At 63.0% G+C, this 23813-nt stretch carries 22 protein-coding genes and 1 pseudogene; 19 read left to right on the top strand and 4 right to left on the bottom strand.

Annotated features, from left to right (window positions below):
• Position 1 precedes the first annotated feature (1 nt).
• Both ACIIOY_RS15690 and aldA read left to right on the top strand, forming a co-directional pair.
• Entirely contained in the window at positions 2-943 is a 942-nt protein-coding gene (locus tag ACIIOY_RS15690) for an ornithine cyclodeaminase family protein (protein ID WP_411035615.1), read from the top strand.
• 106 nt (positions 944-1049) lie between these two features.
• On the top strand, positions 1050-2534 hold the full coding sequence (gene aldA, locus ACIIOY_RS15685; protein WP_411035614.1) for an aldehyde dehydrogenase: 1485 nt from the start codon (positions 1050-1052) through the stop codon (positions 2532-2534).
• A 224-nt stretch (positions 2535-2758) separates the two neighbouring features.
• Here the strand turns inward: aldA and ACIIOY_RS15680 are convergent, their stop codons facing one another.
• The 3 genes from ACIIOY_RS15680 to ACIIOY_RS15670 form a co-directional block, all read right to left on the bottom strand.
• Positions 2759-3928 carry a CaiB/BaiF CoA transferase family protein gene (locus ACIIOY_RS15680; protein WP_411035613.1) on the bottom strand — a complete coding sequence of 390 codons (1170 nt, stop codon included), beginning with the start codon at positions 3926-3928 and terminating at the stop codon, positions 2759-2761.
• 13 nt (positions 3929-3941) lie between these two features.
• Entirely contained in the window at positions 3942-5126 is a 1185-nt protein-coding gene (locus ACIIOY_RS15675) for a CoA transferase (RefSeq protein WP_411035612.1), read from the bottom strand.
• Between the two features lie 113 nt (positions 5127-5239).
• Positions 5240-6571 carry an ABC transporter substrate-binding protein gene (locus ACIIOY_RS15670; protein WP_411035611.1) on the bottom strand — a complete coding sequence of 444 codons (1332 nt, stop codon included), beginning with the start codon at positions 6569-6571 and terminating at the stop codon, positions 5240-5242.
• 250 nt (positions 6572-6821) lie between these two features.
• Here ACIIOY_RS15670 and ACIIOY_RS15665 point away from each other — a divergent pair, with 250 nt between their 5' ends.
• The 3 genes from ACIIOY_RS15665 to ACIIOY_RS15655 are packed head-to-tail and all read left to right on the top strand — an operon-like array spanning position 6822 to position 8792.
• A complete protein-coding gene (locus ACIIOY_RS15665; protein WP_411035610.1) occupies positions 6822-7763 on the top strand; it encodes a hydroxymethylglutaryl-CoA lyase in 942 nt (313 codons plus the stop codon).
• Positions 7756-8283, top strand: coding sequence for an FAS1-like dehydratase domain-containing protein (locus tag ACIIOY_RS15660; protein ID WP_411035609.1), 528 nt, complete (start codon positions 7756-7758; stop codon positions 8281-8283). The genes ACIIOY_RS15665 and ACIIOY_RS15660 overlap by 8 nt, the downstream gene beginning before the upstream one ends.
• 5 nt (positions 8284-8288) lie before the next feature.
• A complete protein-coding gene (locus tag ACIIOY_RS15655; protein ID WP_411035608.1) occupies positions 8289-8792 on the top strand; it encodes a hotdog family protein in 504 nt (167 codons plus the stop codon).
• Positions 8793-8903: 111 nt separating this feature from the next.
• Here ACIIOY_RS15655 and ACIIOY_RS15650 read toward each other — a convergent pair whose 3' ends face one another.
• A complete protein-coding gene (locus ACIIOY_RS15650) occupies positions 8904-9884 on the bottom strand; it encodes a LysR family transcriptional regulator (RefSeq protein WP_411035607.1) in 981 nt (326 codons plus the stop codon).
• A gap of 266 nt (positions 9885-10150) precedes the next feature.
• On the opposite strand from ACIIOY_RS15650, the gene ACIIOY_RS15645 reads away from it, so the two are divergent.
• The 14 genes and pseudogenes from ACIIOY_RS15645 (at position 10151) to ACIIOY_RS15580 (ending at position 23771) form a co-directional block, all read left to right on the top strand.
• Positions 10151-10600 carry a MaoC family dehydratase gene (locus ACIIOY_RS15645; RefSeq protein ID WP_411035606.1) on the top strand — a complete coding sequence of 150 codons (450 nt, stop codon included), beginning with the start codon at positions 10151-10153 and terminating at the stop codon, positions 10598-10600.
• Positions 10601-10614: 14 nt separating this feature from the next.
• Entirely contained in the window at positions 10615-11013 is a 399-nt protein-coding gene (locus ACIIOY_RS15640; RefSeq protein WP_411035605.1) for a MaoC family dehydratase, read from the top strand.
• 31 nt (positions 11014-11044) lie between these two features.
• Positions 11045-11998, top strand: a complete 954-nt coding sequence (locus tag ACIIOY_RS15635; protein WP_411035604.1) for a carbohydrate ABC transporter permease — start codon at positions 11045-11047, stop codon at positions 11996-11998.
• Positions 11995-12825: a carbohydrate ABC transporter permease gene (locus ACIIOY_RS15630; protein WP_411035603.1), complete on the top strand. Its 831-nt coding sequence runs from the start codon at positions 11995-11997 to the stop codon at positions 12823-12825. Before ACIIOY_RS15635 ends, ACIIOY_RS15630 begins: the two co-directional genes overlap by 4 nt.
• A 31-nt stretch (positions 12826-12856) precedes the next feature.
• Positions 12857-13963: an ABC transporter ATP-binding protein gene (locus ACIIOY_RS15625; RefSeq protein WP_411035602.1), complete on the top strand. Its 1107-nt coding sequence runs from the start codon at positions 12857-12859 to the stop codon at positions 13961-13963.
• Positions 13964-14212: 249 nt separating this feature from the next.
• A pseudogene (locus tag ACIIOY_RS15620) lies at positions 14213-14469 on the top strand (type II toxin-antitoxin system Phd/YefM family antitoxin).
• A complete protein-coding gene (locus ACIIOY_RS15615) occupies positions 14466-14849 on the top strand; it encodes a type II toxin-antitoxin system VapC family toxin (RefSeq protein ID WP_411035601.1) in 384 nt (127 codons plus the stop codon). Before ACIIOY_RS15620 ends, ACIIOY_RS15615 begins: the two are co-directional and overlap by 4 nt.
• 432 nt (positions 14850-15281) lie before the next feature.
• Complete coding sequence (locus ACIIOY_RS15610) at positions 15282-15803, top strand: RNA polymerase sigma factor (RefSeq protein WP_411035600.1); 522 nt, start codon at positions 15282-15284, stop codon at positions 15801-15803.
• 150 nt (positions 15804-15953) lie between these two features.
• Positions 15954-16853, top strand: coding sequence for a FecR family protein (locus ACIIOY_RS15605; protein WP_411035599.1), 900 nt, complete (start codon positions 15954-15956; stop codon positions 16851-16853).
• A 149-nt stretch (positions 16854-17002) separates the two neighbouring features.
• Positions 17003-19570, top strand: a complete 2568-nt coding sequence (locus ACIIOY_RS15600) for a TonB-dependent siderophore receptor (RefSeq protein WP_411035598.1) — start codon at positions 17003-17005, stop codon at positions 19568-19570.
• 23 nt (positions 19571-19593) lie between these two features.
• Entirely contained in the window at positions 19594-20769 is a 1176-nt protein-coding gene (locus ACIIOY_RS15595) for an ABC transporter substrate-binding protein (RefSeq protein WP_411035597.1), read from the top strand.
• Positions 20766-21848 (top strand): FecCD family ABC transporter permease, encoded by a 1083-nt coding sequence (locus ACIIOY_RS15590; protein WP_411035596.1) that lies wholly within the window; start codon positions 20766-20768, stop codon positions 21846-21848. Before ACIIOY_RS15595 ends, ACIIOY_RS15590 begins: the two co-directional genes overlap by 4 nt.
• Positions 21848-22672 (top strand): ABC transporter ATP-binding protein, encoded by an 825-nt coding sequence (locus ACIIOY_RS15585; RefSeq protein WP_411035595.1) that lies wholly within the window; start codon positions 21848-21850, stop codon positions 22670-22672. Before ACIIOY_RS15590 ends, ACIIOY_RS15585 begins: the two co-directional genes overlap by 1 nt.
• Positions 22653-23771 (top strand): DUF2218 domain-containing protein, encoded by a 1119-nt coding sequence (locus ACIIOY_RS15580; RefSeq protein WP_411035594.1) that lies wholly within the window; start codon positions 22653-22655, stop codon positions 23769-23771. Before ACIIOY_RS15585 ends, ACIIOY_RS15580 begins: the two co-directional genes overlap by 20 nt.
• Positions 23772-23813 lie beyond the last annotated feature (42 nt).

Raw genomic sequence — 23813 nt, 5'->3', positions numbered from 1 at the left:
CATGATCCATCTCGACGCCGGACGGATCCGCGAATTGCTGGACTATCCCTATCTGGTCGAGGCGCTGAGGAGCGCCCACGCCGAACAAGGCATGCCGCTGCTCGACCGGCGCATCACCGATGCGGACAGGAACACGTTCGTCAATCTCACGGCCTGGTCTCCGGGACGGGCCATTGCCGTCAAGCTCGTCGGCGTCTTCCCCGAAAATGCCGGGCGCTCACCGCCCGAACCGTCGATCCAGGGCATCGTCGTGCTTTTCGACGGCAGGACGGGCAGGGCGCTGATGACCTCGGACGGCGCCGAGATGACCTATCGCAAGACCGCCGCGGATTCCGCGCTGGGCGCAAGCTTTCTCGCGCGCCGGGATGCACGCGTTCTCCTGGTGATCGGTGCAGGCGGCCTTGCCCCACATATGGTGCGTGCCCACCGCGCTGTGCGGCCAGGGCTCGACAGGTTCCTGATCTGGAACCGAAGCCCCGAAAAGGCGATGGCGGTTGCACGCGAACTCTCGAACGAAGGCATTGCAGTTGAAGTCCAGGCCTCGCTCCACGACGCGCTGGGCATGGCGGATATCGTCTCGTCCGTCACGATGGCGACGGCGCCGCTGATCAAAGGCGCGCTCCTGAGGCCTGGCACCCATGTCGATCTTGTGGGCTCCTATCTTCCGGACATGCTCGAGGCAGACGACGACGTGATGAGCCGCTCGGCGCTGATCTGCATGGATACCCGCGAGGGTCATGATTGCACCGGCGACATAATCCAGCCGATCAAGAGCGGCGTGATCCGCTTCGAGGATATCCGCGCCGATCTCTTCGAGCTGGCAACCGGTGCCCATACGGGGCGCGCATCCGACAGCGACATTACCGTGTTCAAGAATATCGGCGGTGGCCATCTCGATCTCTTTACCGCCATGGCGCTGCACCGGCGCGTCGCGGAGGAATAGATCCGCGGCGAGGTCGCGTTACGACGAATTCAGGCAACCACGGGCCGGCCCGTGAATGCAGCCCAAAGCCGAACAACTCGGCAAGACCCCTGGAGGAGGTAGACGAATGTCATCGAACAACCCGGCTCGGACAATATCCGAGCGCTTCTCGACCGAAGCGAAAAGCTACCGCAACTATATTGGCGGCCGCTTCGCCGAACCATCCGCCTCGCAGATCGATGTTCTCAATCCGGCCACCGGTGCCGTCGTCGGTCGTGTGCCCGAAAGCACCGCGCAGGAGGTTGACGCGGCCGTGCGGGCCGCAAAGGCGGCGCAGCCCTCGTGGGAACAACTGCCGGCGATCGAGCGTGCGGGTCATCTGCGCGCAATCAGCGCCAAGCTGCGCCGGCACCGCACGGAGCTTGCCGACATCATCGTGCGCGAGCAGGGCAAGATCCGCAGCCTCGCCCAGGTCGAGGTCGATTTCACGGCGGACTATATCGACTACATGGCCGAATGGGCGCGACGCCTCGAAGGCGAGGTGCTGACGAGCGACCGGCCGAAGGAGACGATGCTTCTGCTTCGCAAGCCGATCGGGGTCGTGGCGGGCATCCTGCCGTGGAACTTCCCGTTCTTCCTGATCGCGCGGAAGATGGCGCCGGCGCTCGTGACCGGCAATACGATCGTCATCAAGCCGAGCGAGGAGACGCCGATCAATGCCTTCGTCTTTGCCGAGCTCGTCGCCGAAACCGATCTGCCGGCCGGCGTCTTCAATCTTGTCGGCGGCAAGGGCCCTGGTGCCGGCACGGCGCTGGTCAAGCATCCGGATGTCGACCTGGTGACGTTCACCGGAAGCGTCGCCACCGGCACCCGCATCATGCAGATGGCCGCAGAGAACCTGACCCGGGTGAATCTCGAACTCGGCGGCAAGGCGCCGGCGATCGTGCTCGCCGATGCGGACCTCGACCTCGCCGCCAAGGCCATCCATGCCTCCCGCGTGATCAATACCGGTCAGGTCTGCAACTGCGCCGAGCGGCTCTATGTCGAAGAGCCGGTGCACGATGCCTTGATTGCAAAGCTGAAGGTCCTTTTCGAACAGACGCGCTGGGGCGATCCGTCCGAAACGGACGATCTCGACATGGGGCCGCTCATCAATCGCGCCGCCCTCGACAAGGTCGAGGCGGCGGTGCGCAAGGCGACCGAAGAGGGCGCCCGCATTGTGACCGGCGGCAATGTGACCGGTCAGGACAAGGGCCATCATTTCGAGCCGACGCTGATCGTTGGCGCAACCGCTGCCATGGAGATCATGCGCCGCGAGACCTTCGGCCCCGTCCTTCCGGTGCAGGCCGTGAAGAACCTGGACGAGGCAATCGCGCTTGCCAACGATACCGAGTACGGCCTGACATCGTCCATCTATACGAGCAACATCAATTCGGCGCTGCGCGCCTCCCGCGAGCTGAAGTTCGGCGAGACCTACATCAATCGTGAGAATTTCGAGGCGATGCAGGGGTTCCATGCGGGCCGCAGGAAGTCGGGCATCGGCGGTGCAGACGGCAAGCACGGCCTCTACGAGTTCACCGAGACCCATGTAATCTACATCCAGGGTCAATAACGCCCGTAACCGCAGGCCGTCGCGCGAAGCCCCGGCCTGCGGTCGCGCTGAAGGACTGATCCGCCCCGGCGACCAGCGTCGCGGACCGCTCGGAAGACGGCTTTCAGATGAGCGACGGTAGCCTTGAATGTCCGCCATGAGGCATGAATTGGACGCCCGGCGCCGCTGCCCGTGGCCGCCTCCATCGTGCCCGATGCGGGCGGGCGGTGACGGGGGCCTTGCGGCTACTTCACGATGCCCCGACTGATGAGATCGTCGATCTTCGGCTGGCTCAGGCCCAGGATCTCCTGAAGGACGTAGTCGTTGTCGGCGCCGAGGGCCGGGCTTTCGGTGAAGTCTCCCGGCCGTTTCCCTCCCTCCATCCATGGCATGCCGATCGTCCGGCGGGATGGGGACACGCGTGGGAAGACGTCGCGCGACGCGATAAGCGGATCCGCGAGAAGGTCGAGAATGTTGCGCGAGCGGGCCGCGAAAATCCCCGAACGCATCAGGAGCGACTCGGCCACATTCGCGTCCTTGTCCTGCAGCCAGTCCGCGGCAATCCGATCGAGTTCCGCCCTGGCGGCGCATCGCCCGTCCTTCGTCCGAAACGCTGGGTCTTCCGCGAGGTCCCGTCGATCGATGAGCGCGCAGAACTGCTGCCATTCGTCGTCGCTCCGGACGGAAAGCGCCAGCCATTGATCGTCCCCGCCGCACGGGAAACAGCCGGAGGGCGCCGCATCCAGCTCGTGGTTGCCCGTGGTGATGTCCCCGGTCCCGCCCAGGGCCTCGTTCAGCAGGGATTCGGGCAGGAGGGAGACCGTGCTTTCCAGCATGGACTGGTCGATATAGGCGCCTTCGCTCGTCACCTGCCGATGCGCCAGGGCCGACAATATGGCCAGGATCTCCCAGAACGCCGTCACCGGATCCGTCCAGGCCGGCAAGATTCCCATCCGCTCGAGCCGCGGATTGGGTTCGCCCAGCAGGCTTGCCCGTCCGCTATAGGCCTGCAGCAGGGTGCCATAGGCGAGCATTTCTTTCTGCGGTCCCGTGCGGCCGACACCGGAGGCGGAGACATATATTAGGTCCGGCTTGATCCGGCGCATCGACTCGTAGTCCAGTCCGTATTTGCTGAGCACCCGGCCGGAGAAATTCTCCACCACGATGTCACTGATCCTGACGAGATCGCGGATCAGTGCGCGGCCTTCCTCCGTCGTCAGGTTGATGCTGACGCTGCGTTTGGAATTGTTCAGCGCCGGGAACATATGCCCGCGATTCGTGAATTCGGGACGCAGCGAGGATTCGATCTTGATGACTTCGGCGCCCATGCCGGCGAGCATCTTGGTTGCCATCGGCCCGGCGACGACCCAGCTGAGGTCGACGATGCGGATGTTGTTTAACGCCCCACGGGTCATATAGGCAATCTCCTTACTCGACGGCATCAAGCATTCGTTTCAAGGGTTCCGGGATATTCAGGATGCGCCGCTTCTCCAGGGACCGGCCTGCCGACGTTGTCAGATGGAAGGGCAGCCCCGGCACAGGCACATCCCCTTTGTCCGCCGTCGCGATGGCATTGAAAAACCCGCGATGCGCCAGCTGTTCGTTCTTGAGCAGGTCGGATGCCGTGCTCAGGGGAAAACAGGGGACACGCCCGTCCTGTGCCAAGCGGAAGACCTCGGCCTTCGTCCGCGAGCGGGACCATTCCGAAAGGCGCTGCTGGATGTCCTCGGAGTTCTGCCGCCGCACCACCTTGTCGCCGCAAAGCGCCGCGTCGTCCGTCCAGGCCGGATGACCGATGACGTCGACCCATCGCTCCCACTGGTGCTGCTCGCGGGGGGATATCATCGCCCAGCCGTCGCTGCACTGCAGGATCCATATGAGGCCGCCGGCGACCTCGATCCCGGCAGAACTGAGCCGCTTGCGTCCGAACGCGGTTTCCCCGCGCTGTGCGGCGCAGAACGCATCAATGTTCAATTGCGCGGTGAAGTCGAACTTCGAGAAGTCGATATAGGGCGCGGCGCCCGGATCCCGGCGGGCGGCGATCAGGCCGCTGACGCAGGCGGCCGCTGCCGCGATGCCCGCCGCCAGCGGCAGTTCGCGATCGGCGCCGGCGACCGGGGGCTGGTGCGGCGGGTCCTCGACGGGCCGCGCATGCTCATAGGCGAAGCCGCCGCGATGCTGCATGACCATGTCGGACGAGAAACTGCCGATATCGGCCCGCGCATACGTCCGGCCGAAAGGCGATATCTGCGTGACGACCAGTCCCAGATGGCGTTTTCGCAGATCCTCGACGGCCTGCGCAAGCGCATCGGTCATGTCCGCCGACAGGACGAGGATATCCACGCCGGCCGCCAATCGGCGCAGCACCTCGATGTTGTTCGTCCCGCCGTCCACCGCGACGATTTGTTTTCCGGAGTTGAGGTACGAGAACAAGGCGCCCACCTGCCGGCCATCCGGCAGGGTGAGCAGGGGACCATAGGTGCGCAGCGCGTCACCGCCGGGTTCCTCCAGTTTGAGGACTTCACCGTTGAGGTCCGCCAGAAGCCTTGCGCAGAATGCCGCGGTGATGCTGCCGGAATTCCACTCGAGAATACGAACGTTCTTTAACAACATGGATCGTGTGTCTTCCGTTTACACGGCCGCCTTGCGGAGACCGGAAAGGGTCCGGATCTCCGTGTAGCGATGCCTGTCCGGCAGTGATGGATTGCGGATGTCGCCCCGGCGGATCAGATGTCGGCCATCATATCCTTGACCTGGCTCTGACCCCAGGCAAGGACGTCGCTGGCCTTTTCTCCGTTGACCAGGAAGCGCTGGAGCATGGTGGGCAGGAGCGGCCCTTCCGACAGCGCTCCGGCCTTCGGGTTGGGCTTGTGATTTGCCGATTCCTTGTAGAGGTTGCCGCCGATATCGGCCGCGTTGTATAGCGTGGCGAAGATGTCGGGATGCTCCTTGATCATCGGGAAGTCGGCGAAGAGGGGGTCGCTCGCGGCCGACTGGCGGACCGGGAGGTTGTTGCCGGGCGCCGTCAGGAGCCAGTCGATGTGACGCTTGCCGCCGGCCCGGTATTTCAGGATCCAGTCCTTCGCCGCTTCCTTGTTACGGGCGCCGGCAAAGACGAAGGCACCGCGCACGTCGGCAAAGCCGAAGGGCTTGGCCTTGTACGGAAGCCCGACCGCGCCGATGAACGGGGCGATCTCGGGATTGCGGGAGCTTGCACGCTGCAGCATGCGGCCCGAATAGATGCTGCTGGCGACAGCCCCGGTAATATAGGCCGAAAGCATTTCGCCATAGCCGTAGCCCGGGCTTCCCGGCGGGGAATACTGATAGAGTTCCCGGATGAATTCCAATGTCTCATGGTTGGCCTGGCTATCGACGGCCGGCACGAGATCTTCGTCCACGATGTTGCCGTTGTTCTGCCGGAAGAACTCGAACAGGCGCAGGCCCGAGGCGGGGTTCATGCCGCAGGGGATCGCAACGCCGTACATGCCGTCGCGGGTTGTCGCCTTGGCATAGGCCAGATAGTCGTCCCAGGTGACGGGCGGCTTCACGTTCTCCCGTTCGGCGAGATCCTTGCGATACCACAGGACGAAGCTGGTCCGTTCGACAGGAACGCCCATGACTTTTCCGTCAACGGTGTAGAGATCGAGCGTGCTCGGGAAGAAGTCGTCCTTCCCGAGTGCGTCGACGACGTCGTTCAAAGGCTCCAGAACACCGACATTCCAGAAGGAGGAGACCGCCGCGATGCCCTGTCCGCCGAAGACGTCAGGCACGTCGTTGGCGGCAAGCAAGGTGGTGATCTTCTGAAACGAGCTGGCGGAGTTGACGTAGTCGTATTGTACGCGCGTGCCGGGATGGTCTGCCTCGAAATCGGCATTGGCCTGCTTGTACCAGGCGATGTCGACCTCGTCCGTATCGGCGCCCATCACCCGCAGGACCGATTCCTGTGCCCATGCATTGTTATGGCTCAAAAGCGCGGCGGCACTGGCGCCGGCGCCGAGGGCGAGAAAGTCTCGACGTGTCGGCTGCAGAATTGCATTGCCCGTCATCTTACCCTTCATGGTCTTTCCTCCTCCAGTTTTTCGGTCTCTTGCGGTCCGCCTTGTCCTCGCGAAAACTTTGCGCCCGCACGCCGAAGGGCACAATTCCGAATAATTTGTCGATTGTGCAGATCGCGGGTGCAATGCGCCTCCAGCGGCATGGCGCTCAGGTTTCTGCACAATGCGCGAAAACTATGCGCAAGTCAGGCGGCGGAGCCTGTCGTATCGTTGTGTGGATTTCGATGATCCGCCAAAGTTGTGAGGAAAAGCCGTGGAATCTGTAACCATTGTCGATGTCAGCCCAAGAGACGGGTTCCAATCCGTCGTGCCGTTCATCCCCACGGTCCGGAAGATTGAGATCATCCAGGGTCTCGTCGATGCCGGGCTTCGCAGGATAGAGGTCGGTTCCTTCGTCAGCCGGACGGCGCTGCCGCAGATGCGTGATATAGAGGAACTGCTGGCGGGGATGTCGTCGCGCACGGATGCCGAACTCTCCGTGCTCGTCCCGAATTTCAAGGGCGCCGAGCTGGCGATGAAGGCGGGCAACGAAAACCTCGTGACCGTCTTTTCCGCCAGCGAGACCCACAACGCCAACAATGTCCGCAAGACCGTGCAGGATTCGCTCGTGGAGACGAGAAGGATACTTGAGGAACTGCAACCCAAGGGACGGATCCGCATCAATATCGCGACGGCCTTCGACTGCCCGTTTGAAGGCAGGATGCCGCTCGAGCGCGTGTTGCCGCTCGTCGAGCAGGTCATGCCCTGGGCAGGCAATGCGGAAATTGCCCTCTGCGACACGACGGGGCGGGCCTTGCCGGTCGATGTAGCAGTTGCCTTCGACCGCTGCATTGCGCTGTTCGGCCCGAGGAACTGGGCTTACCATGCGCACGATACCTACGGTCTCGGCACCGCCACCAACTGGACGGCCTACGAACATGGCGTTCGGATTTTCGATGCCTCGGCCGCCGGCCTCGGCGGTTGCCCGTTCGCGCCCGGAGCGACCGGGAATGTCGCGACCGAGGACACCGTCTTCCTATTCGAGAATTCGGGGGTCGCGACGGGTGTCGATCTGGACCGGCTGCTGAGCGTGGCGACGTCGGTGACGCAGATCGAGGGCGGCGCCGTGGGCGGCCGGGTGCGTGCCGCGATGGAGGCCCGCTCGCGCCTCGGCCTGTCGGGCGGGGCGCCTGCGAAGGTTTCCGCCAATGGATGAGGGGCGGGCGATGACATTGCTGACAGAGGAAATTCGCGGCTTCATCGGCATGGAGAGTGCCGAGGAACCGTTGAGCGAGCCCGTGGAGCCGGGTGCCGTGCGCCGCTATGTGCAGGCGATCATGGACGACGACCCGATCTACAACCCCGCGAGCGACGCCACGCGGTACGGCGGCCCCGTCGCACCGCTGCTTTTCCCGTCGTTCATGGCCCGGCGGGGTTGGGGCGATCCGGATCCTTTTGCCGGCCGCGACGCGGATTTCGACGGTTTCTCCGGCTTCGGCGGCGAGCGGCTGCCGGAACTGCCGCTGAACCTCGCGCTTCTCAACGGCGGCCTCGACGTCGAGTTTTTCCGCTACGCGAATCACGGCGAGACCGTCACGCAGAAATCTCGCTATGTCAGTATCCACGAACGCGTGTCCAAGGGGCGACCCATCCTCTTCGTCGTCACCGAAACCGAATACCGCGCCGGCGGAGGCGAACTGCTGATGCGCGTCAAGCGAACCATGATCAGGCGGTGAAGCAGATGCACAGGATTTGTTATGACGAGGTCGAGATCGGGCAATCGATCGAACCCCTCGTGAAGGGCCCGCTGACGACCGCTCATCTCATGCGCTGGTCGGCGGCGGTCGAGAACTGGCACAAGATCCATTACGATGCCGCCTTCGCCGTCGAACACGATAGGCTGCCCGGCCTGTTGATCAGCGGGTCGTTGAAGCAGCAGTTCATCGCCAATCTGCTGAAGGACTGGGTCGGCCAGTCCGGCTGGGTCTGGAAAATGAAGTTCCAGTTCCGCGCGATGAACGTCGTCGGGGAGACGTTGTCGACGTGGGCGAAGGTGACCGGCAAGCGCAAGCTCGACGCCTTCGGCCTTATCGACCTCGAAATCGGCATCCTGAACGAGAGGGGCCTGGAATCCGCGCCGGGCGTCGCCGTGGTTGCGCTGCCTTTCGCGAACGGCCCGGCGGTGCCCTATCCGTTTCCCGATCTCCACCGCATGACGCCGGACGGGAGCGTCTTTTCCGCCTGAGGGCTTGGCGGACATTGCCCGGGATCGCGAAATGCCAAAAAAGATCGGTCGCCACCTTCGGTGTTACGCCCGATCTTTTCGATTCTGCGAAACCTGCCGTCCGGCCTGTTCCTACGATGTCAGGAGATCATGTTCAGGGCGCTCGTTTGAAGACGGTGCCTTGGTCCTGATGCTCTCCGCCACGATGACGCGTTTGACGACATTGGCGAGGTGGGCGGCCGTCTTGGACAGTTTCTCGCCGCGCGGGGTCACGATGCCGATCCTGCGGATGATGTTGGGCTCGACGATCCGCAGCGCCTGCACGCTCGGCTTCAGAACGATGGGCAGGGTGTAGCAGGGAACGATCGCCGCGCCGATGCCTGCCTCGGCCATACGGATCAGGGTTTCCGTCTGCGTGAATTCATAACGACATCCGAGCGTCATGTCGTTTTTCTTCATCGCGTCCTCGACAAGGGTGCGCATGGGCGTCGACGAATTCAGCATGACCAGGGGAAGGCGCGAGACATCGGCCAGCGTGATCGTGGTGCCCTGCGTGCTGTAGAGATGGCAGGGAATGACCGCATAAGCGGAATCTTCCAGGAAGACATCGCAGTCCAGTCCCGGATCGCCCTTCGTCTCGCCGACGGCAAAGGCCGACGTTCCATTCCTGACGCCCTCGAGAATTCCCGCCGATCCGACCTCGTCGACATAGACCTCCACATTGGGGAACTGTTGCGCGAAGGTTGCAAGGATCGTCGGCACGTAATGCGCGGCGATGATCGGCGAACAGGAGAACCGTATCCGCCGCCGCCGCATTTCGACGGAATCGCGGATCTGCTTCAACCCCGACTGCAACTCGGCCATCGAGCGTTTGACATGGCCGAGAAGCTGCCGGCCTTCCGCCGTGACCGCCACGCGGCGCGTCGTGCGGTGAAACAGCTGCACACCGATCTGGCTCTCCAACTGCCGGATCTGGGCGCTGACGGCCGATTGAGACCGTCCCGTCGCATCGGCTGCCTCCTTGAAGCTGTTGCTTTCAGCCACAAGAAGAAAAGCCTGAATCAACTTAAGATTGATATTGGTAATCGCCTGTCCGGCGCCGGCATAGATCATCTCCCACCCATCCTTTGTGCAAGCTTATGACTGCTTTGCGCGAACTCCTCCGTCTCGTTCTATAGCGTAAAACGCCGGGGAATTCATGCAAATCTTCGCGAGGAGCGATCCGTCGCCGCCGGTAGCCCGCCACATCCGACGGGCCGCGAAGCCGCTCAACTTTCTGCACAATGGCTGAACTAATCGCGATTGTGCGGGCTTTGCCGCCTGCCGTATCGTGCTCCCACGGCATCTGCAGAAGGCGGATCGCGAGGAGGAGAACCCAGATGAAGATAGCATGGGAGGACGTTCCCTTGGGCGTTCAGTCCGGCGCGGTGACGTTCGTCGTCACCGACGAGATGGTCGACCAGCACTTGGAGGCGGCCGACCTCAGCTCCGATTGGCTGCCCGGCGCCAGCGACGACGAAATGAAGCCCGGCAAAGGCCGCATCGCGCCCGTCGATCTGATTTCGCGTCTGTGGGGAACCGAACTCATCTACAAGTTCCACAACAGCACGATCGGGCAAAGCGTCCGGGCCAAGCACGCCTCGACTTTCTACAAGCCGGCCCGTGTCGGCATGGAGGTCACGGGGACGGGCCACCTGAAATCGAAATACGAGAAGCGCGGCAGGAAGTTCATTACCTATGAACTCAAGTTTTCCGATGCGGACGGCACGCTACTGCTTCTGGATGAACGGGTCCTTATGGTTTTGGACGAAGGTTTCCAAGCCAAGTAGCAGAGGAGGATATCATGCAGTTTCCGATCATAGAAAAGACCATCACGCTCGAGAAGATGCGGGCCTATACCGGCATGCACAACCGGAACATCCACACCGATCCCGAGATGGCCACAGGCTTCGGGTTGGGCGGCGCCGTCGCGCAGGGAAGCCAGCTCACCACGATCCTCAACGAATTGATGGTGCGCACCTTCGGCAAGGACTATTGGGATGGCGGCAGCATTTCCGTCAGCTACATCAAGATGGTGCGGCCGGGAGACACTGTGACACCGCATGCGAAGGTCGTCGAGGCCCGCGAACTGCCTGACGGCCGAACGGCCATAGACCTCAAGGTGTGGATCGAAAACCAGGCGGGAGAGACGACGACGGCCGGAACGGCGAAGGTCACCACGCACCGGTCGGCCGCCGCCTGAAGGCCTCATGCATCGAACTTGGGAGGGGTCGGTGAATTCGACGGAAACAACGCATGAGACGGATGCGGACGGTCGACGGGCCGGGGTCTGGCGTTCGTTCCTCGTCCCGCGGCGCAATGACAATGCCCTGGGCATCGCGCTGATCGCGCCTGCGGCGCTGGTGTTCGCGATCGTCATCCTGGGGCCGATGCTCTGGGGCGTGTCCCTGGCGTTCCAGCGTGTGCAGGAAATCACCCTGAACACCCGGTTCAACGGGATCCGGAATTTTCAAACCATTCTGGAAGCCCCGACCTTTCTCAATGCGCTGATAACCAATTTCAAGTTCGCATTCGGCTCGCTGATCATCGAAACGGTTCTCGGTGTGCTGGTGGCGCTCCTGCTCAACCAGCAGTTCTACGGGCGGGCGGCCGCGCGCAGCCTTGCCATCTTCCCCTATCTCCTGCCGGTCGTCGTGGCCGCGGCGGTCTGGCGGTGGATGTTCAACGACACCTATGGGATCGTCAACCAGATCCTGATCGACATCGGGCTGCTCGAACACAGGATCGCCTGGATTTCAGACCCCAACTATGCCCTGGCCGGCGTCATCGTCGTCAATGCCTGGCGGTGTTTTCCGTTCATCGTGATCGCATCGCTCGGGCGGCTCCAGAACATTCCCCGCCAGCTCTACGAGGCTGCGCGGATCGATGGCGCCAGCCAGTGGTCGATGTTTTGGGACATCACGCTGCCGCAACTGCGATCCGTGCTCATCGTGTCGATTTTCCTTCGCTTCATCTGGGACTTCAACGATTTCAACACGATCGCGCTGATGACGGGGGGCGGGCCGGCCGGCCGGACGCAGACCATTCCCATCATGATTTACCAACTCGCCTTCGGACAGATGCAGTTGGGCGTCGCCGCGGCGGTGGCCGATCTTGGTCTGGCTGCGCTGGCGATCTTCTTCGTCATTTATTTCTGGCTGGCCAAACCGCTGGGGAAGAACGCATGAGCAGAGGCGCGAGAACAAAGAAGATCTGGTTCACCATCCTGGCCTGGAGCGTCATTCTCACGATCAACTTTCCGCTGATCTGGATGATCTCCTCCTCTTTGAAGAACGACCAGGAAAACAACAGCGTCCCGCCGACGCTCCTTCCGCAGGTGCTGGAATTCGGCAACTACGCCCGCCTGTTTAACGGCGATTTCATGATCTGGGTGCGCAACAGCCTCCTCGTCGCCGGCGGAACGGTCGTGATCGTCATCGTCCTGGGAACGCTCGCTGCCTACAGCCTGACCCGTTACCAGTATCGCGGCCGGCAGGCGATCGCGACCATCGTGCTCTTTACCTACCTGTTTCCGCCGGTTCTCATGCTCGTGCCGATCTTCCTCATCATCTCGAAGCTCGGCCTGTCGAACACACCCTTCGCCCTGATCCTGGCGACGACGACCTTCGCCCTGCCGTTCTCGATCTGGCTTCTGCGCTCCTATTTCGAGTCGGTTTCCATGGACACCGAGGAGGCGGCGATGATCGACGGGGCATCGCGTTTTACCGCCTTCATCGAGATCGTCATTCCACAGGTCAGCCCCGGGGTCATTTCCACGGCCATCTTCACCTTCATCCTGGCGTGGGACGAATATCTGTTTGCCTCGGTCCTCATCTCCTCGCCCGAGAGGAAGACCGTTCCGATCGGCATCGCGAGCTACGCGAACGAACTGACATCCGAGTGGGGTGTGCTGATGGCTGCCTCAATTTTGACGACGATCCCCATCCTCGCCTTGTTCTCCCTTCTGCAGCGAAGGCTGCTACCCGACCTGAGCGCCGGCGCCACCAAGAACTGAGCATGCGGGTATTAGAAAAAGGAATTGACGCATGAGAAAGTCGCTCCCTACCCGGGTCACCCTGTCGGCGGTGACGAAGTCCTTTCGCAAGGATGAACAATCCATCCTCATCGAGGACCTGACGATCGAGCCGGGTGAACTCCTGACCCTCGTTGGACCCAGCGGCTGCGGAAAGACCACGACGATGCGCATGATCGCCGGTCTCGAAGAGCCGTCGAGCGGCGACATCCTGTTTGGCGGGCGGAGGATCAACGACGTGCCCGTCCAGAACCGCAATGTCGCGATGGTTTTTCAGAACTATGCGCTCTATCCGCATCTGCGCGTCACCGACAATCTGCAGTACGGCCTCAAGAAGCGCGGCGTCCCCGCAAAACAGCGGCAGGAAAAGGTCGAGTGGGTTTCCAAGCTCCTGCACATCGAATCCCTGCTGGAGCGCAAGCCCCGGCAGATCTCCGGCGGCGAGCAGCAGCGCGTTGCGCTCGGCCGCGCCATTATCCGTGATCCCGACGTGCTGTTGCTCGATGAGCCGCTCAGCAATCTCGATGCAAAGCTGCGGATGATCATGCGCGCCGAGCTGGTGAAGCTTCAACGCCAGATCGGCTGCACCACGGTTTTCGTGACGCATGACCAGCTGGAAGCCATGACCATGTCTGATCGCATTGTCGTCATCGAGAAGGGGCGCGTGCAGCAGATCGGAGCGCCGGCGGAGATCTACAACGCACCCAACAGCGTGTTCGTCGCGACCTTCATGGGAAGCCCGCCGATGAACCTGCTCAAGGGAGATATCGTGATCAGCGGAAGCGAGTTGACGTTCTCCTGCACGGGGATGCGCATCAGGGTTCCGTTGGTAGGCCCGACGCCGCCGGGGGCCGACAACGGCCCCGTGACGCTGGGCGTGCGTCCAGAGCACATCACCTTCGATGCCGAAGAAGGCGACTTTCCGGCGGATGTCGTGCTTGTGGAATTCGTCGGCGCGGAGAAGTTTGTGTTCCTGCAAACGCAGGTCGGCCAGATGATCGCGAGAGTGAACGTGAACTTCCCGGTCGCGCCGAACGACAGGCTGAATTGCACGCTGGATCGCTCGAAACTCAACTTTTTCGCCGAGGAATCGGGGGCGCGACTTGCGCTCGCTGTCTAGGGTGCGTCCGGTGAGGGGCGCAATCCGGGGCGCCAGGCTGTTTGACGCGTTGCCGGTTGGCCGTCTATGCGCTGCCGTTCATGTCGGATTCCGGCTCGGCCTTCGGCGTGGGGTACGGCAAGAGGAATGGCCGGCAGCGTATCGGCCCGTTCCTTTCACTTTCTCCTCCTCCTCCTCCTCCTCCGTCGTTGACTTGGACCATATCATGGACCATCTATGGGATGAGAGATGCGGGAAGGAGCGTGAACGATGCGCGTGTCTGTAAGCGAGGCCAAAGGGCAACTCACCGAGCTGGTGAGGCGGGCCGAAGCGGGCGACGAGGTCATCCTGACCCGTCGTGGCCATGAGATCGTGCGCCTGGTCGCGATGGCGGCGGCGCCCGGTCTCAAGGGTCGGCGCGCGTTGATGGAAAAGTCAGGGCGGCGGCGGCGGCCAAGGCGCTGCCGGGACCGGGCGCCGCACGCAGCCAGGACTTTCTCTATGACGACGATGGGAGGCCTGCGTGATCGCCGTCGACACGTCGGCGCTCATGGCAATCGTTCTGGATGAGCCGCAGAGCCAAGCCTGCATGAGGGCGATCGAACAGGCCGATGGACTGTTGATCTCTGCCGGGACCGTTGCCGAAGCGTTGATCGTTGCCGCGCGGCGCAATGTCGGCGAAGAGGTCGGCGTGTTGATTGCCGGGCTCGGCTTCGAGATCGTATCGGTGACGGCCGCCTCCGCCCGCCGGATCGCCGATGCCCATGGCCGCTGGGGCAAGGGTCTTTACCCGGCCTCGCTGAACTATGGCGACTGCTTTTCGTATGAAGTCGCCATCGAGAATGACTGCCCGCTGCTGTATGTGGGCGAGGATTTCGCGCAGACGGATGTGCGATCGGCTCTATAGAACCGGAAGGCGGATTTCCCTAAAAGCCGGGTTTCGGGCTGCACTCGTCGCTCCGGCTCCCCGGCCGAATAGTATCGGCCAGGCACGGCTCCTCCGTGTGACGGTGCTTTTTCAAGACAGAGGGTCGGCGGGCTCGACGTGCGAGGGTCGAAATCCGGCCGGCTTCACCCATCCTTCGGACAAGCGTCGTCTTGCCGGCTCGGCGCGGTTCCACGGCGGCAGAATCGTTGCGACTACGCAACAGTGATTGGAAAAGCGCATTTGTGCCCGATGCGACCCGTAGAACTGTTCCCAGCCACGAAACCAATGTTTTTCATAAATAAAACATGACAATAAAACGCAAGTTTCGGCGTTCATTTTAGAGCTTGTCTAAATCGTTGCGATTGAACGGGAAATTCAAAATGATAAGCGAATGGGGAAACCAAGGCCACAGTGGCCAACATTTCAGGTTGCTTCTCCTTCATGACCGTTCGCGTGCTTGACATAACGAAGCTGTATGAAGCCGAACACGGCCGCCTTCGTTCGTTCGTGCGTCGGATTGTCGGAAATCCGACGACGGCCGAAGACGTGGTGCAGCAGGCGTTCGCAAACATACTGGACAGGCTCGACGACAATACACCGAACTCGGCCTATGTGGCGCGGGCCGTCCGCAATCTGGCGCTCAATCATCTGCGCGATGCCAGACGCCGCGCCGACATCGAAATCTCCGATGCCGATCTTTCCGAGGTCGCCGATCTGCGCCCCACGCCGGAAACGGTCGCGCTTTACCGCAGCGAACTGCGTCACCTTCTCGAGGTGGTCGCGGCCTTGCCGCCGCGGCGCAGGGAAGCCTTCGTCTTTAACAAGATCGAGGGCCTCTCCTACGATGACGTCGCCGAGCGGATGGGCATATCGCGCAATACGGTCATCACCCTGGTCGTGACCGCCATGGCGGAACTTGACCGGCGGATTTGAGAAAATTTCGCGCCTCGCTCATTAGCTGTCGTTTCCAAAGTGTCTTAATGAATAGAGGGCCTGAATCGGCGTCGCCAGCGAAGCGATGGCCAAGGAACCTTGAGGCGCGACCGGAAGCACATGAAGGAATACGAGACCGATCCGATCTACATGGAAGCGCTGGAATGGTTCGTTCGCATCAAGGACGAGAAAGCCAGCCCCGAGGACCGGCGCGCTTTCGCGCAATGGATTGCGGCCGATCCTGCCCATGCGGCCGCCTATGAGCGCGCGCAGGCGCTGTGGGATCGCTTCGACATCATCAAGCCTGAATATGAACGGCTTCGCAAAGCCGGGCGTATCGGTCGCCGCGATCTCCTTCTCGGCGGGTTGGTGGCTGCCATCGTCATGCCGGGCGCCTACGTCCTGACCCGGCCGGGCGTGTTTGCGGACCACACGACGGGTATCGGCGAACGTCGCACCTTCACGCTGGCCGATGGCAGCACGGTGGAGCTCGGGAGCTATTCGTCGCTGTCAGTGAATTTCACCGGGCGGGAAAGACGCCTCACGCTTCACAGGGGACAAGGGTTCTTCACCGTTGCGCCCGACGTGTCCCGTCCGTTCGTCGCCGAGGCCGGTGCGGGCGCTACCCGCGCCCTTGGCACGCAGTTCGATGTGAAGTCCAGCGACGACACCGTGACGGTCACGGTCGTGGAGCATTCCGTTTCGGTCGAGCTTCCTGCCGTCGATCCGGTCGAGGTCGGCGAAGGCTGGCAGGTGAGCTATTCCGCCGGCGGCATCGATCCCGTGCAGCGGACCGATCTGCGAACCGCTCAGGCGTGGCGGCAGGATCGCATCGTGTTCGAGGACGTGCCGCTGCGCACCGTCCTGCGGGAACTGGAGCGCTACCGGCGCGGCAGGATCGTGCTGATGGACGACAGCATCGGCAACATTCCGGTGACGGCCATCTTCGAGACGCAGCAGGCCGAGGCGGCGCTGAGGACCATCGCCGACACCCTGCCGATCCACGTGCTGAACCCGGACGGGATCATCGCCGTCGTCTATCGCCGCTAGGTTTGCGGATCTTCTGAAAAAAATCGCTCGGCCGATCATTAGTTGGGCGCGCTCAGGTGTCTAACAATATGAGGGCCTGTCGAAACCGGCCCTCATAGACGCAATCTTGCTCGCTCTTTGCGGGCCTGTCAGACATGGGGACCGGGCGAATGCAGGCCGAGGAAACGATCAGAAACGCACGAAACATCACAGCAATCCCGGCTGCTACGGCGTCGCCGTTCATCCTCTGCCTGATGCTGACGACCGCCCTTGTCGCGGTTAGCGCGGTATATGCGTTCCCGGCCCATGCTCAGACCGCAAACACGGCGGGACAGACCAACCGCACATCCTACAGCATTCCCTCGCAGCCTCTCTCCAGTGCCCTCGTACAGTTTTCCAACACCACCGGCTCCCAGCTCTTCTTCGATGCTAGCCTCGTGCGCGGAAAAAATTCCCCCGGTGTCAGCGGGTCGCTCACGCGCAGCGAGGCGCTCGACCGGCTTCTCACGGGTTCGGGTCTTACCTATCGCGTCAGCGGCGACACCGTGACCATCATCGACCCCGCGAACGCCAGCGCGGGCACCGTTGCGGATGACGGGTCGACAATGCTTCAGCAGATCGTCATCCAAGGGCAGGGGAATCCCAATTCCACGCTCGGCGAGCTGCCGCCTGAATACGCCGGCGGCCAGGTCGCGCGTGGTGGGCAGGTCGGCATGCTCGGCAACCGCAGCGTGCTGAACACCCCGTTCAGCCAGACCAGCTATACAAACAAGACCATCCAGGACCAGCAGGCGCGAACTCTCAACGACGTGATGGCGAATGAACCGTCCGTCATCATAGGGACCAAAGGCGGCGGAAGAAACGATTGGTGGACCTTTCGAGGATTTCCGGTCCAGACATATACGGGAAGCAATAGCCTGAACGGGCTGCCGGGCATGGCGCCCCTGAACTATCCGTCCACCGATTTCATCGAACGCGTCGAGGTGCTGCGCGGACCAAACGCGCTCCTGAAGGGCACGGCCATGAACGGGCACGGGGCTCTTGGGGGGACCGTCGATCTGGTCACCAAAAGGGCCGGCGACGAGCCCCTGACCCAACTGACCACACGATACATGTCGGACTCGCAGTTCGGCGCCCATGTCGATCTTGGGCGACGCTTCGGTGACGACAAGGAATTCGGCATCCGTTTCAACGGCTCCCTCGACGGAGGGGATACGCCGGTAGACACCCAGGAGTCGAGGTTCCGCAACGCGGCACTCAATCTCGACTATCGCGGCGAGCGCGTCCGGGTGTCAGCCGATTTAGCGCACCAGTCGTCAAGACTCAACGCGCCCAGCAGCACTCTTACGATCAATGGCGTTAGAGGGGTTCTTGCATCGCTGTCCAAGATACCGGACGCGCCAAGCAACGAGATCGCGTTTTCGCCTTCCTGGGCAGAAGGGTCGCATGAGGTCACGCTGGGAATGCTTCGAGGAGAGGTCGATATCCTCGACAATGTGACGGCTTATGCCGCCATTGGTAAGCAACGGTACGAAGGTGCGTCTACCGACGATGATCTGCTGCTGCTCGATAGTGCCGGCTCGGTCGGCATCCGGCCCGCCAGATTCCGTGACAGCGTAGACGTCTTGTCCATGCAGGGCGGTGTCAGGGCCACATTTGACACCGGCTCTGTTGGTCACGCGTTCAGCTTCGATCTGTCACGGATCGGATGGGACTACGCTTCTACCCCGCTGAGCCGGGCTGGCGCCGGGGCCGGCGATATCATTCCCGTTGGCTCTCTCTATGATCCGATTTTCCCTACGACACCCGTTTTTCCCGCGCACCAAGAAATCCTGCCGGCCGTTGAGAACACGGCTTCCAGCATCGCCATCGCGGACACGCTGTCATTCCTGGACGATCGCATCCAGTTCACTGCCGGCGTGCGCTACAATGAAATAGAAGCTCACAGTTTCCAATTTTCCTCGACCAACATCCAGACGACAGAATATAAATCGTCGGCATGGTCGCCGTCCTTCGCCTTGGTCGTCAAGCCATGGGACAACGTAGCACTATACGCCAACTATATTCAGGCGCTGGAAGTGGGATCGATTGTCGGCAGAACCTATGCCAATGCCGGCGAAGTATTTCCTCCTTATGCGAGCGAGCAGTATGAGGCGGGCGTCAAGGTGGATTGGGGTTCGGTCACGACCACCTTGGCAGTGTTCCACATCACCCAGCCGAGCACGATGTCCATTGATGACCCCGCAGGGGGGCTGCCGAGGCTGACGCTGGACGGCGAGCAAAGAAACCGCGGTGTCGAGTTGGCAGCCTATGGCGAATTGCTCGACGGCGTGAGGTTCCTTGGCGGCGTCACCTTCATGGACGCGCGCCAGACCAAAAATGACAGCGGCCGCAACGGCTGGAGAGCCGCGAACACGCCGAGAGTCCGGGCGGTGATCGGCGCCGAATGGGATACGCCGTTTATCGAGGGGCTGACATTGACGGGGCGCCTGACCCATACCGGCGATGTCGTGGCTCTTAACCGCAGGCCCGACCTTACGATCCCGGCGTGGACACAGCTCGACCTCGGTGCGCGTTACACCTTCGACTCGGCCTGGAACGATAAGCCCGTCACGATAAATTTCAATATAGATAACGTATTCAACGAAAGGTATTGGAAGTCCTCGCATCCCACGGCGGGCAACCTCATGAGAAGCGATCCTCGTACATTCCGCCTCTCAACCACCTTCAACTTCTGATGTTGAATGGCAGCGATCCATCCATGCGAAGCTCAGAATTTCGAGCTAGTTTGACAACAGGAAGGGCTGCGAAAGCTGAGCCCTTCCGCGCCTTGCCGCACTTATACTCATGCTGTTTAGCGCTGACGCTTTCGCTCTGCGCGTTCCTCGCGAGCGTTCAATTTGCATCTGCCGAGATAGTGCTGACCGATATCGAAGGCCGCGCGGTGACGATCGCGGCCCCGGCAAGGCGCATTCTCCTGGCGGCGCCGTCCTGGTATCCGGCACTCGCGATCCTCGACAAGGAGGCCGCGGAGCGGATTGTCGGCGTCGGCGGAAATCCCGCGGACGCCTTGCCCGAAGCCGAGCAGGACCTGTCCGGCAAGCCGCGTGTGGGAAGCACGTGGTCGGGCACTTTTTCGATCGAGAAGGCGCTCGGACTGGAGCCGGATATCGTCATTGCCGGACGATCATCCGGGGCCCAGTCGCAGGTCATGGAAAGCGCCTTCGCCAAGGCGGGCGTTCCCGTCGTTTATGTCGACTTCGATTCCAACCCCGTCAGGGACACCGATCGAAGCTTCGAGATTCTCGGCCGGGTCCTCGGCGCGGAGGGCAAGGCGGCCGAGTTCATCGGCTTTTATCGCCGGCATGTACGGACGATAACCGATCGCCTGACACCCGGACTTGCGCGGCCGACGTTGCTCATGATGCCGCACGGCCGCGGCGTGCCATGCTGTCTGGCATCGCCGGATAATGGCGTGACGGCCTATTTCGGGGGGCTGGGTGTGGAGAACATCGCCGGAGTCACGAAGGGTGGCCCCGTTCAGTTCAGCCTCGAATCCATTATCGAGCGCGACCCGGACGTCTTCGTCGCCATCGACCCATTCTCCGATTCCCGTTCGATGTTCGGCCGGCCGCGCAGTCCGGCGCAGGGCATGGCCTCGCTCGAAGCGCTGAAGCAGGAGCCGGGACTTCGCGAACTTGCCGCGGTCCGCAGCGGCCGCGTCCATGCGCTCGACTCGTATCTCATGAGATCCCCTTTGAGCTTCGTGACCTTCGAGGCGCTGGCGAAGTGGCTCCACCCTGAGCTTTTCGCCGATGTCGACCCGCAGGCGACGCTTGACGAGATCAACCGGCGTTTCCTGAAGACGCCGCTGGAGGGGCCGTTCTGGACAAGCCTCGACCCGGCCACGGACCGACCGCCCGGTGAACGCCAGTGACGGAGGATATCGTCAATCCGGACGATCCGGTTCCGGATCGCCGCGAGGCCGTGCTTGTTGCCTATGAGCGGCAGACCTTGCGGCGGACCGTGATGGTGCTCGGGCTCGGTATGGTCCTCGTCGCATCCTTCCTCGTCGACCTCGCCACGGGACCGTCGAGCCTCGGCGTGGCGGATACCCTGCGCGCGATCCTGTGGCCGGGGGAGGCGTCCCGTGCGGCCTCCGTCATCGTCTGGGACGTGCGCATGCCGGCGGCTGTCATGGCGGTGCTGGTCGGCGTGGCCTTGTCGCTCGCCGGCGCGGAGATGCAGACCATCCTCGACAATCCGCTGGCGAGCCCCTTCACGCTCGGCGTGTCGTCCGCCGCCTCGCTGGGCGCGGCGCTTGCCATCGTGCTCGGCATCGGCCTTCCCGGCGTGCCGGAAAGCTGGATCGTCACCGGCAACGCTTTCCTCTTCGCCTTCGCTTCCGTGCTGCTGTTGCAGAGCCTGACCGGAATGCGCGGGGCCGGCGTCGACAGCCTCGTCATGTTCGGCATCGCGCTGGTCTTCACCTTCAACGCGCTGGTGGCGCTGATCCAGTTCGTCGCCTCGGCCGATGCGCTCCAGCAGCTCGTCTTCTGGGGCATGGGCAGCCTGACGCGCGCCGACTGGGAATCCATTGCCATCCTCGGCCTCGTTGTCGTTTTGACCGTGCCGTTCTCGCTGGGCGCGTCGTGGAAGCTGACGGCGCTGCGCCTCGGCGAGGACCGCGCCCGCTCCTTCGGCGTGAACGTGACGCGGCTGCGCTTCTTCTCGCTGTTCCGGATCAGCCTGCTCGCCGCGACCGCCGTCGCCTTCGTCGGCACGATCGGCTTCATCGGCCTGGTCGGCCCGCATGTCGCGCGGCTCCTGATCGGCGAGGATCACCGCTTCTTCCTGCCGGCGAGCGCGCTGACGGGCGCGGTCGTCATGTCGCTGGCCGATATCGCCAGCAAGTCCATCGCGCCCGGTGTCATCGTCCCGATCGGCATCGTCACCTCGCTGGTCGGCCTGCCGGTGTTCTTCTCGCTGATCTTCCGCCGCCGGGAGCGCCTGTGATGAAAGACATCCGCGCGCTCACGATCTCGAACCTTTCGGCCGGCTACCGCAACCGGCCGGTGCTGCGAGGCTTGAGCCTCGCGCCGCTTGAACCCGGCAAGGTGACGGCGCTGGTCGGCCCCAACGCCGCCGGCAAGTCGACCCTGCTGCGCTCGCTGGCCGGTCTCGTTCCTGCGACAGGTTCGATCCGGCTCGGCGATCGCGATCTCAACGCACTCGGACTTGCCGAGCGGGCGCAACACGTCGCCTACATGCCGCAGACGCTGCCGCAGAACGCCGAGCTGTCGGTGCTGGAAGGCGTGATCGGCGCGCTGAAGGCCTCGCCGCTGGCGGACTTCGACGGCAGCGGTCAGCAGACGCGCCGCCGCGCCGTGGACGTGCTGGACCGGCTCGGCATCCTCGACCTGGCGATGGAGGGCATCGGCCGGCTCTCCGGCGGCCAGCGCCAGCTTGCCAGCCTCGCGCAGGCGATCGTTCGCGCCCCGCAACTGCTCCTGCTCGACGAGCCGACCAGCGCGCTCGACCTGCGCCACCAGCTCGACGTCATGACGATCGTGCGCGAGTTGGCCCGCGAAGGCCGGATCGTCGTCGTCGTGCTCCACGACCTGACGCTCGCCGCGAGCTGGGCCGACCACCTTGTCGTGCTCGACCGCGGCGCGGTGGCCGCCGAGGGATCGCCTGAAGAGGCGCTTTCCCCCTCCATCCTGTCCGCCGTCTACGGCGTTAAGGCCCGTGTCGAGCGCTGCTCGCGCGGCCGCCTGCACATCATGGTCGACGGTCCCGCAAGTCCTACGGAGTTACGCCATGCAAACCGAACCCGCTGAAGCCAGACGTCCGTTTCAAGCGCAGGCCGAGGTCGCGATAGCCGATCCCGAACGCCTCATCGCGCAAGTGTTCGAGCATTTCGCCGGGCACGATGCCGAGATCGTGCCGATCGAGCGCGGCTCCTCTGCTGTCTTCTTCCTTGGAGAGGTTTCCATGCAGGCGCGAGCGGACAATATCGTCATGAGCGTCAAGGCCGACGACGAAACCGGGCTTGCCTTCATGAAGTCGCTTGCGGCGCACCATCTGATCGAGTTCGTGCAGGGCGAGCGGCCGCGTTTCGCATGGACCGGCGACGGCGTGGGCCTGAGCCAGTTCCCGAACTTCCGCGAGATGACGGTCGAGCGAGTGGCCGACATGACGCCGCATATGCGCCGGATCACCCTGTCGGGCACCGACCTCGGGCGCTATGCGACCCATGGCCCTCACCTCATGCTGTTCGTGCCGCCCGAAGACATCGCCAGGCCGGAATGGCCGGTGCCGGGCGAGGACGGCCTGCCCGTCTGGCCCGCCGGCGACAGGCGGCCGCAGGTGCGCACCTACACCGTGCGCAGCCTCGATCTCGATGCCGGGACGATCGACGTGGATTTCGTGGTGCACGGCGATCACGGTGTCGGCTCGCGCTGGGCGCTGAATGCGCGGCCGGGGGACGTCATCGGCGTGCGCGGCCCGACCGGGCGTCGCCGGCCGGAGGCCGACTGGTATTGGCTCGTCGGTGACGAAACGGCGCTGCCGGTCATCGCGCGAACGCTCGAATCCTTGCCGGCGAGTGCGAAGGGCGTAGCGATCATCGAGGTCGCGGACGAGGGCGAGCAGCAGCCGATCCGGTACGACGCCGATATCCAACTGCGCTGGCTTCACCGCAACGGCGCGCAAGCCGGCACGACCGCGCTGCTCGTCGATGCCGTGCACGCTGTCGAGATGCCGCCGGCTGGAACCCGCATCCATGCCATGGCCGGCGTCGAATACACCGCCTTCAAGGCCATCCGCCGCTACTGGCGCGACGAACTGAAGCTCGACAGGAAGGATGTGCTGCCCGTCGCCTACTGGCGAAGGGGCCGCGCCGCAGGAGAAGCCGCCCCCGACGACGAGGACGATTGAGCCCATGGAAGGACTTCTCAAACGGTTCGACTAGCCGGTGCG

It is taken from the genome of Shinella agrisoli (assembly GCF_046557955.1).
Taxonomy (GTDB): domain Bacteria; phylum Pseudomonadota; class Alphaproteobacteria; order Rhizobiales; family Rhizobiaceae; genus Shinella.
This window is presented reverse-complemented; position numbering and strand designations above follow the sequence as displayed.

What these genes read in the sequence shown, in the direction of transcription:
- ACIIOY_RS15605 (WP_411035599.1), top strand. Translation starts at nt 15,954, where the DNA reads ATGGAAGCGCTGGAATGGTTCGTTCGCATCAAGGACGAGAAAGCCAGC.
- ACIIOY_RS15640 (WP_411035605.1), top strand. Translation starts at nt 10,615, where the DNA reads ATGCAGTTTCCGATCATAGAAAAGACCATCACGCTCGAGAAGATGCGG.
- ACIIOY_RS15600 (WP_411035598.1), top strand. Translation starts at nt 17,003, where the DNA reads ATGCAGGCCGAGGAAACGATCAGAAACGCACGAAACATCACAGCAATC.
- ACIIOY_RS15660 (WP_411035609.1), top strand. Translation starts at nt 7,756, where the DNA reads ATGGATGAGGGGCGGGCGATGACATTGCTGACAGAGGAAATTCGCGGC.
- ACIIOY_RS15580 (WP_411035594.1), top strand. Translation starts at nt 22,653, where the DNA reads ATGCAAACCGAACCCGCTGAAGCCAGACGTCCGTTTCAAGCGCAGGCC.
- ACIIOY_RS15625 (WP_411035602.1), top strand. Translation starts at nt 12,857, where the DNA reads ATGAGAAAGTCGCTCCCTACCCGGGTCACCCTGTCGGCGGTGACGAAG.
- ACIIOY_RS15655 (WP_411035608.1), top strand. Translation starts at nt 8,289, where the DNA reads ATGCACAGGATTTGTTATGACGAGGTCGAGATCGGGCAATCGATCGAA.
- ACIIOY_RS15675 (WP_411035612.1), bottom strand. Translation starts at nt 5,126, where the DNA reads ATGTTGTTAAAGAACGTTCGTATTCTCGAGTGGAATTCCGGCAGCATC.
- ACIIOY_RS15585 (WP_411035595.1), top strand. Translation starts at nt 21,848, where the DNA reads ATGAAAGACATCCGCGCGCTCACGATCTCGAACCTTTCGGCCGGCTAC.
- ACIIOY_RS15670 (WP_411035611.1), bottom strand. Translation starts at nt 6,571, where the DNA reads ATGAAGGGTAAGATGACGGGCAATGCAATTCTGCAGCCGACACGTCGA.
- aldA (WP_411035614.1), top strand. Translation starts at nt 1,050, where the DNA reads ATGTCATCGAACAACCCGGCTCGGACAATATCCGAGCGCTTCTCGACC.
- ACIIOY_RS15645 (WP_411035606.1), top strand. Translation starts at nt 10,151, where the DNA reads ATGAAGATAGCATGGGAGGACGTTCCCTTGGGCGTTCAGTCCGGCGCG.
- ACIIOY_RS15680 (WP_411035613.1), bottom strand. Translation starts at nt 3,928, where the DNA reads ATGACCCGTGGGGCGTTAAACAACATCCGCATCGTCGACCTCAGCTGG.
- ACIIOY_RS15650 (WP_411035607.1), bottom strand. Translation starts at nt 9,884, where the DNA reads ATGATCTATGCCGGCGCCGGACAGGCGATTACCAATATCAATCTTAAG.
- ACIIOY_RS15630 (WP_411035603.1), top strand. Translation starts at nt 11,995, where the DNA reads ATGAGCAGAGGCGCGAGAACAAAGAAGATCTGGTTCACCATCCTGGCC.
- ACIIOY_RS15595 (WP_411035597.1), top strand. Translation starts at nt 19,594, where the DNA reads ATGCGAAGCTCAGAATTTCGAGCTAGTTTGACAACAGGAAGGGCTGCG.
- ACIIOY_RS15690 (WP_411035615.1), top strand. Translation starts at nt 2, where the DNA reads ATGATCCATCTCGACGCCGGACGGATCCGCGAATTGCTGGACTATCCC.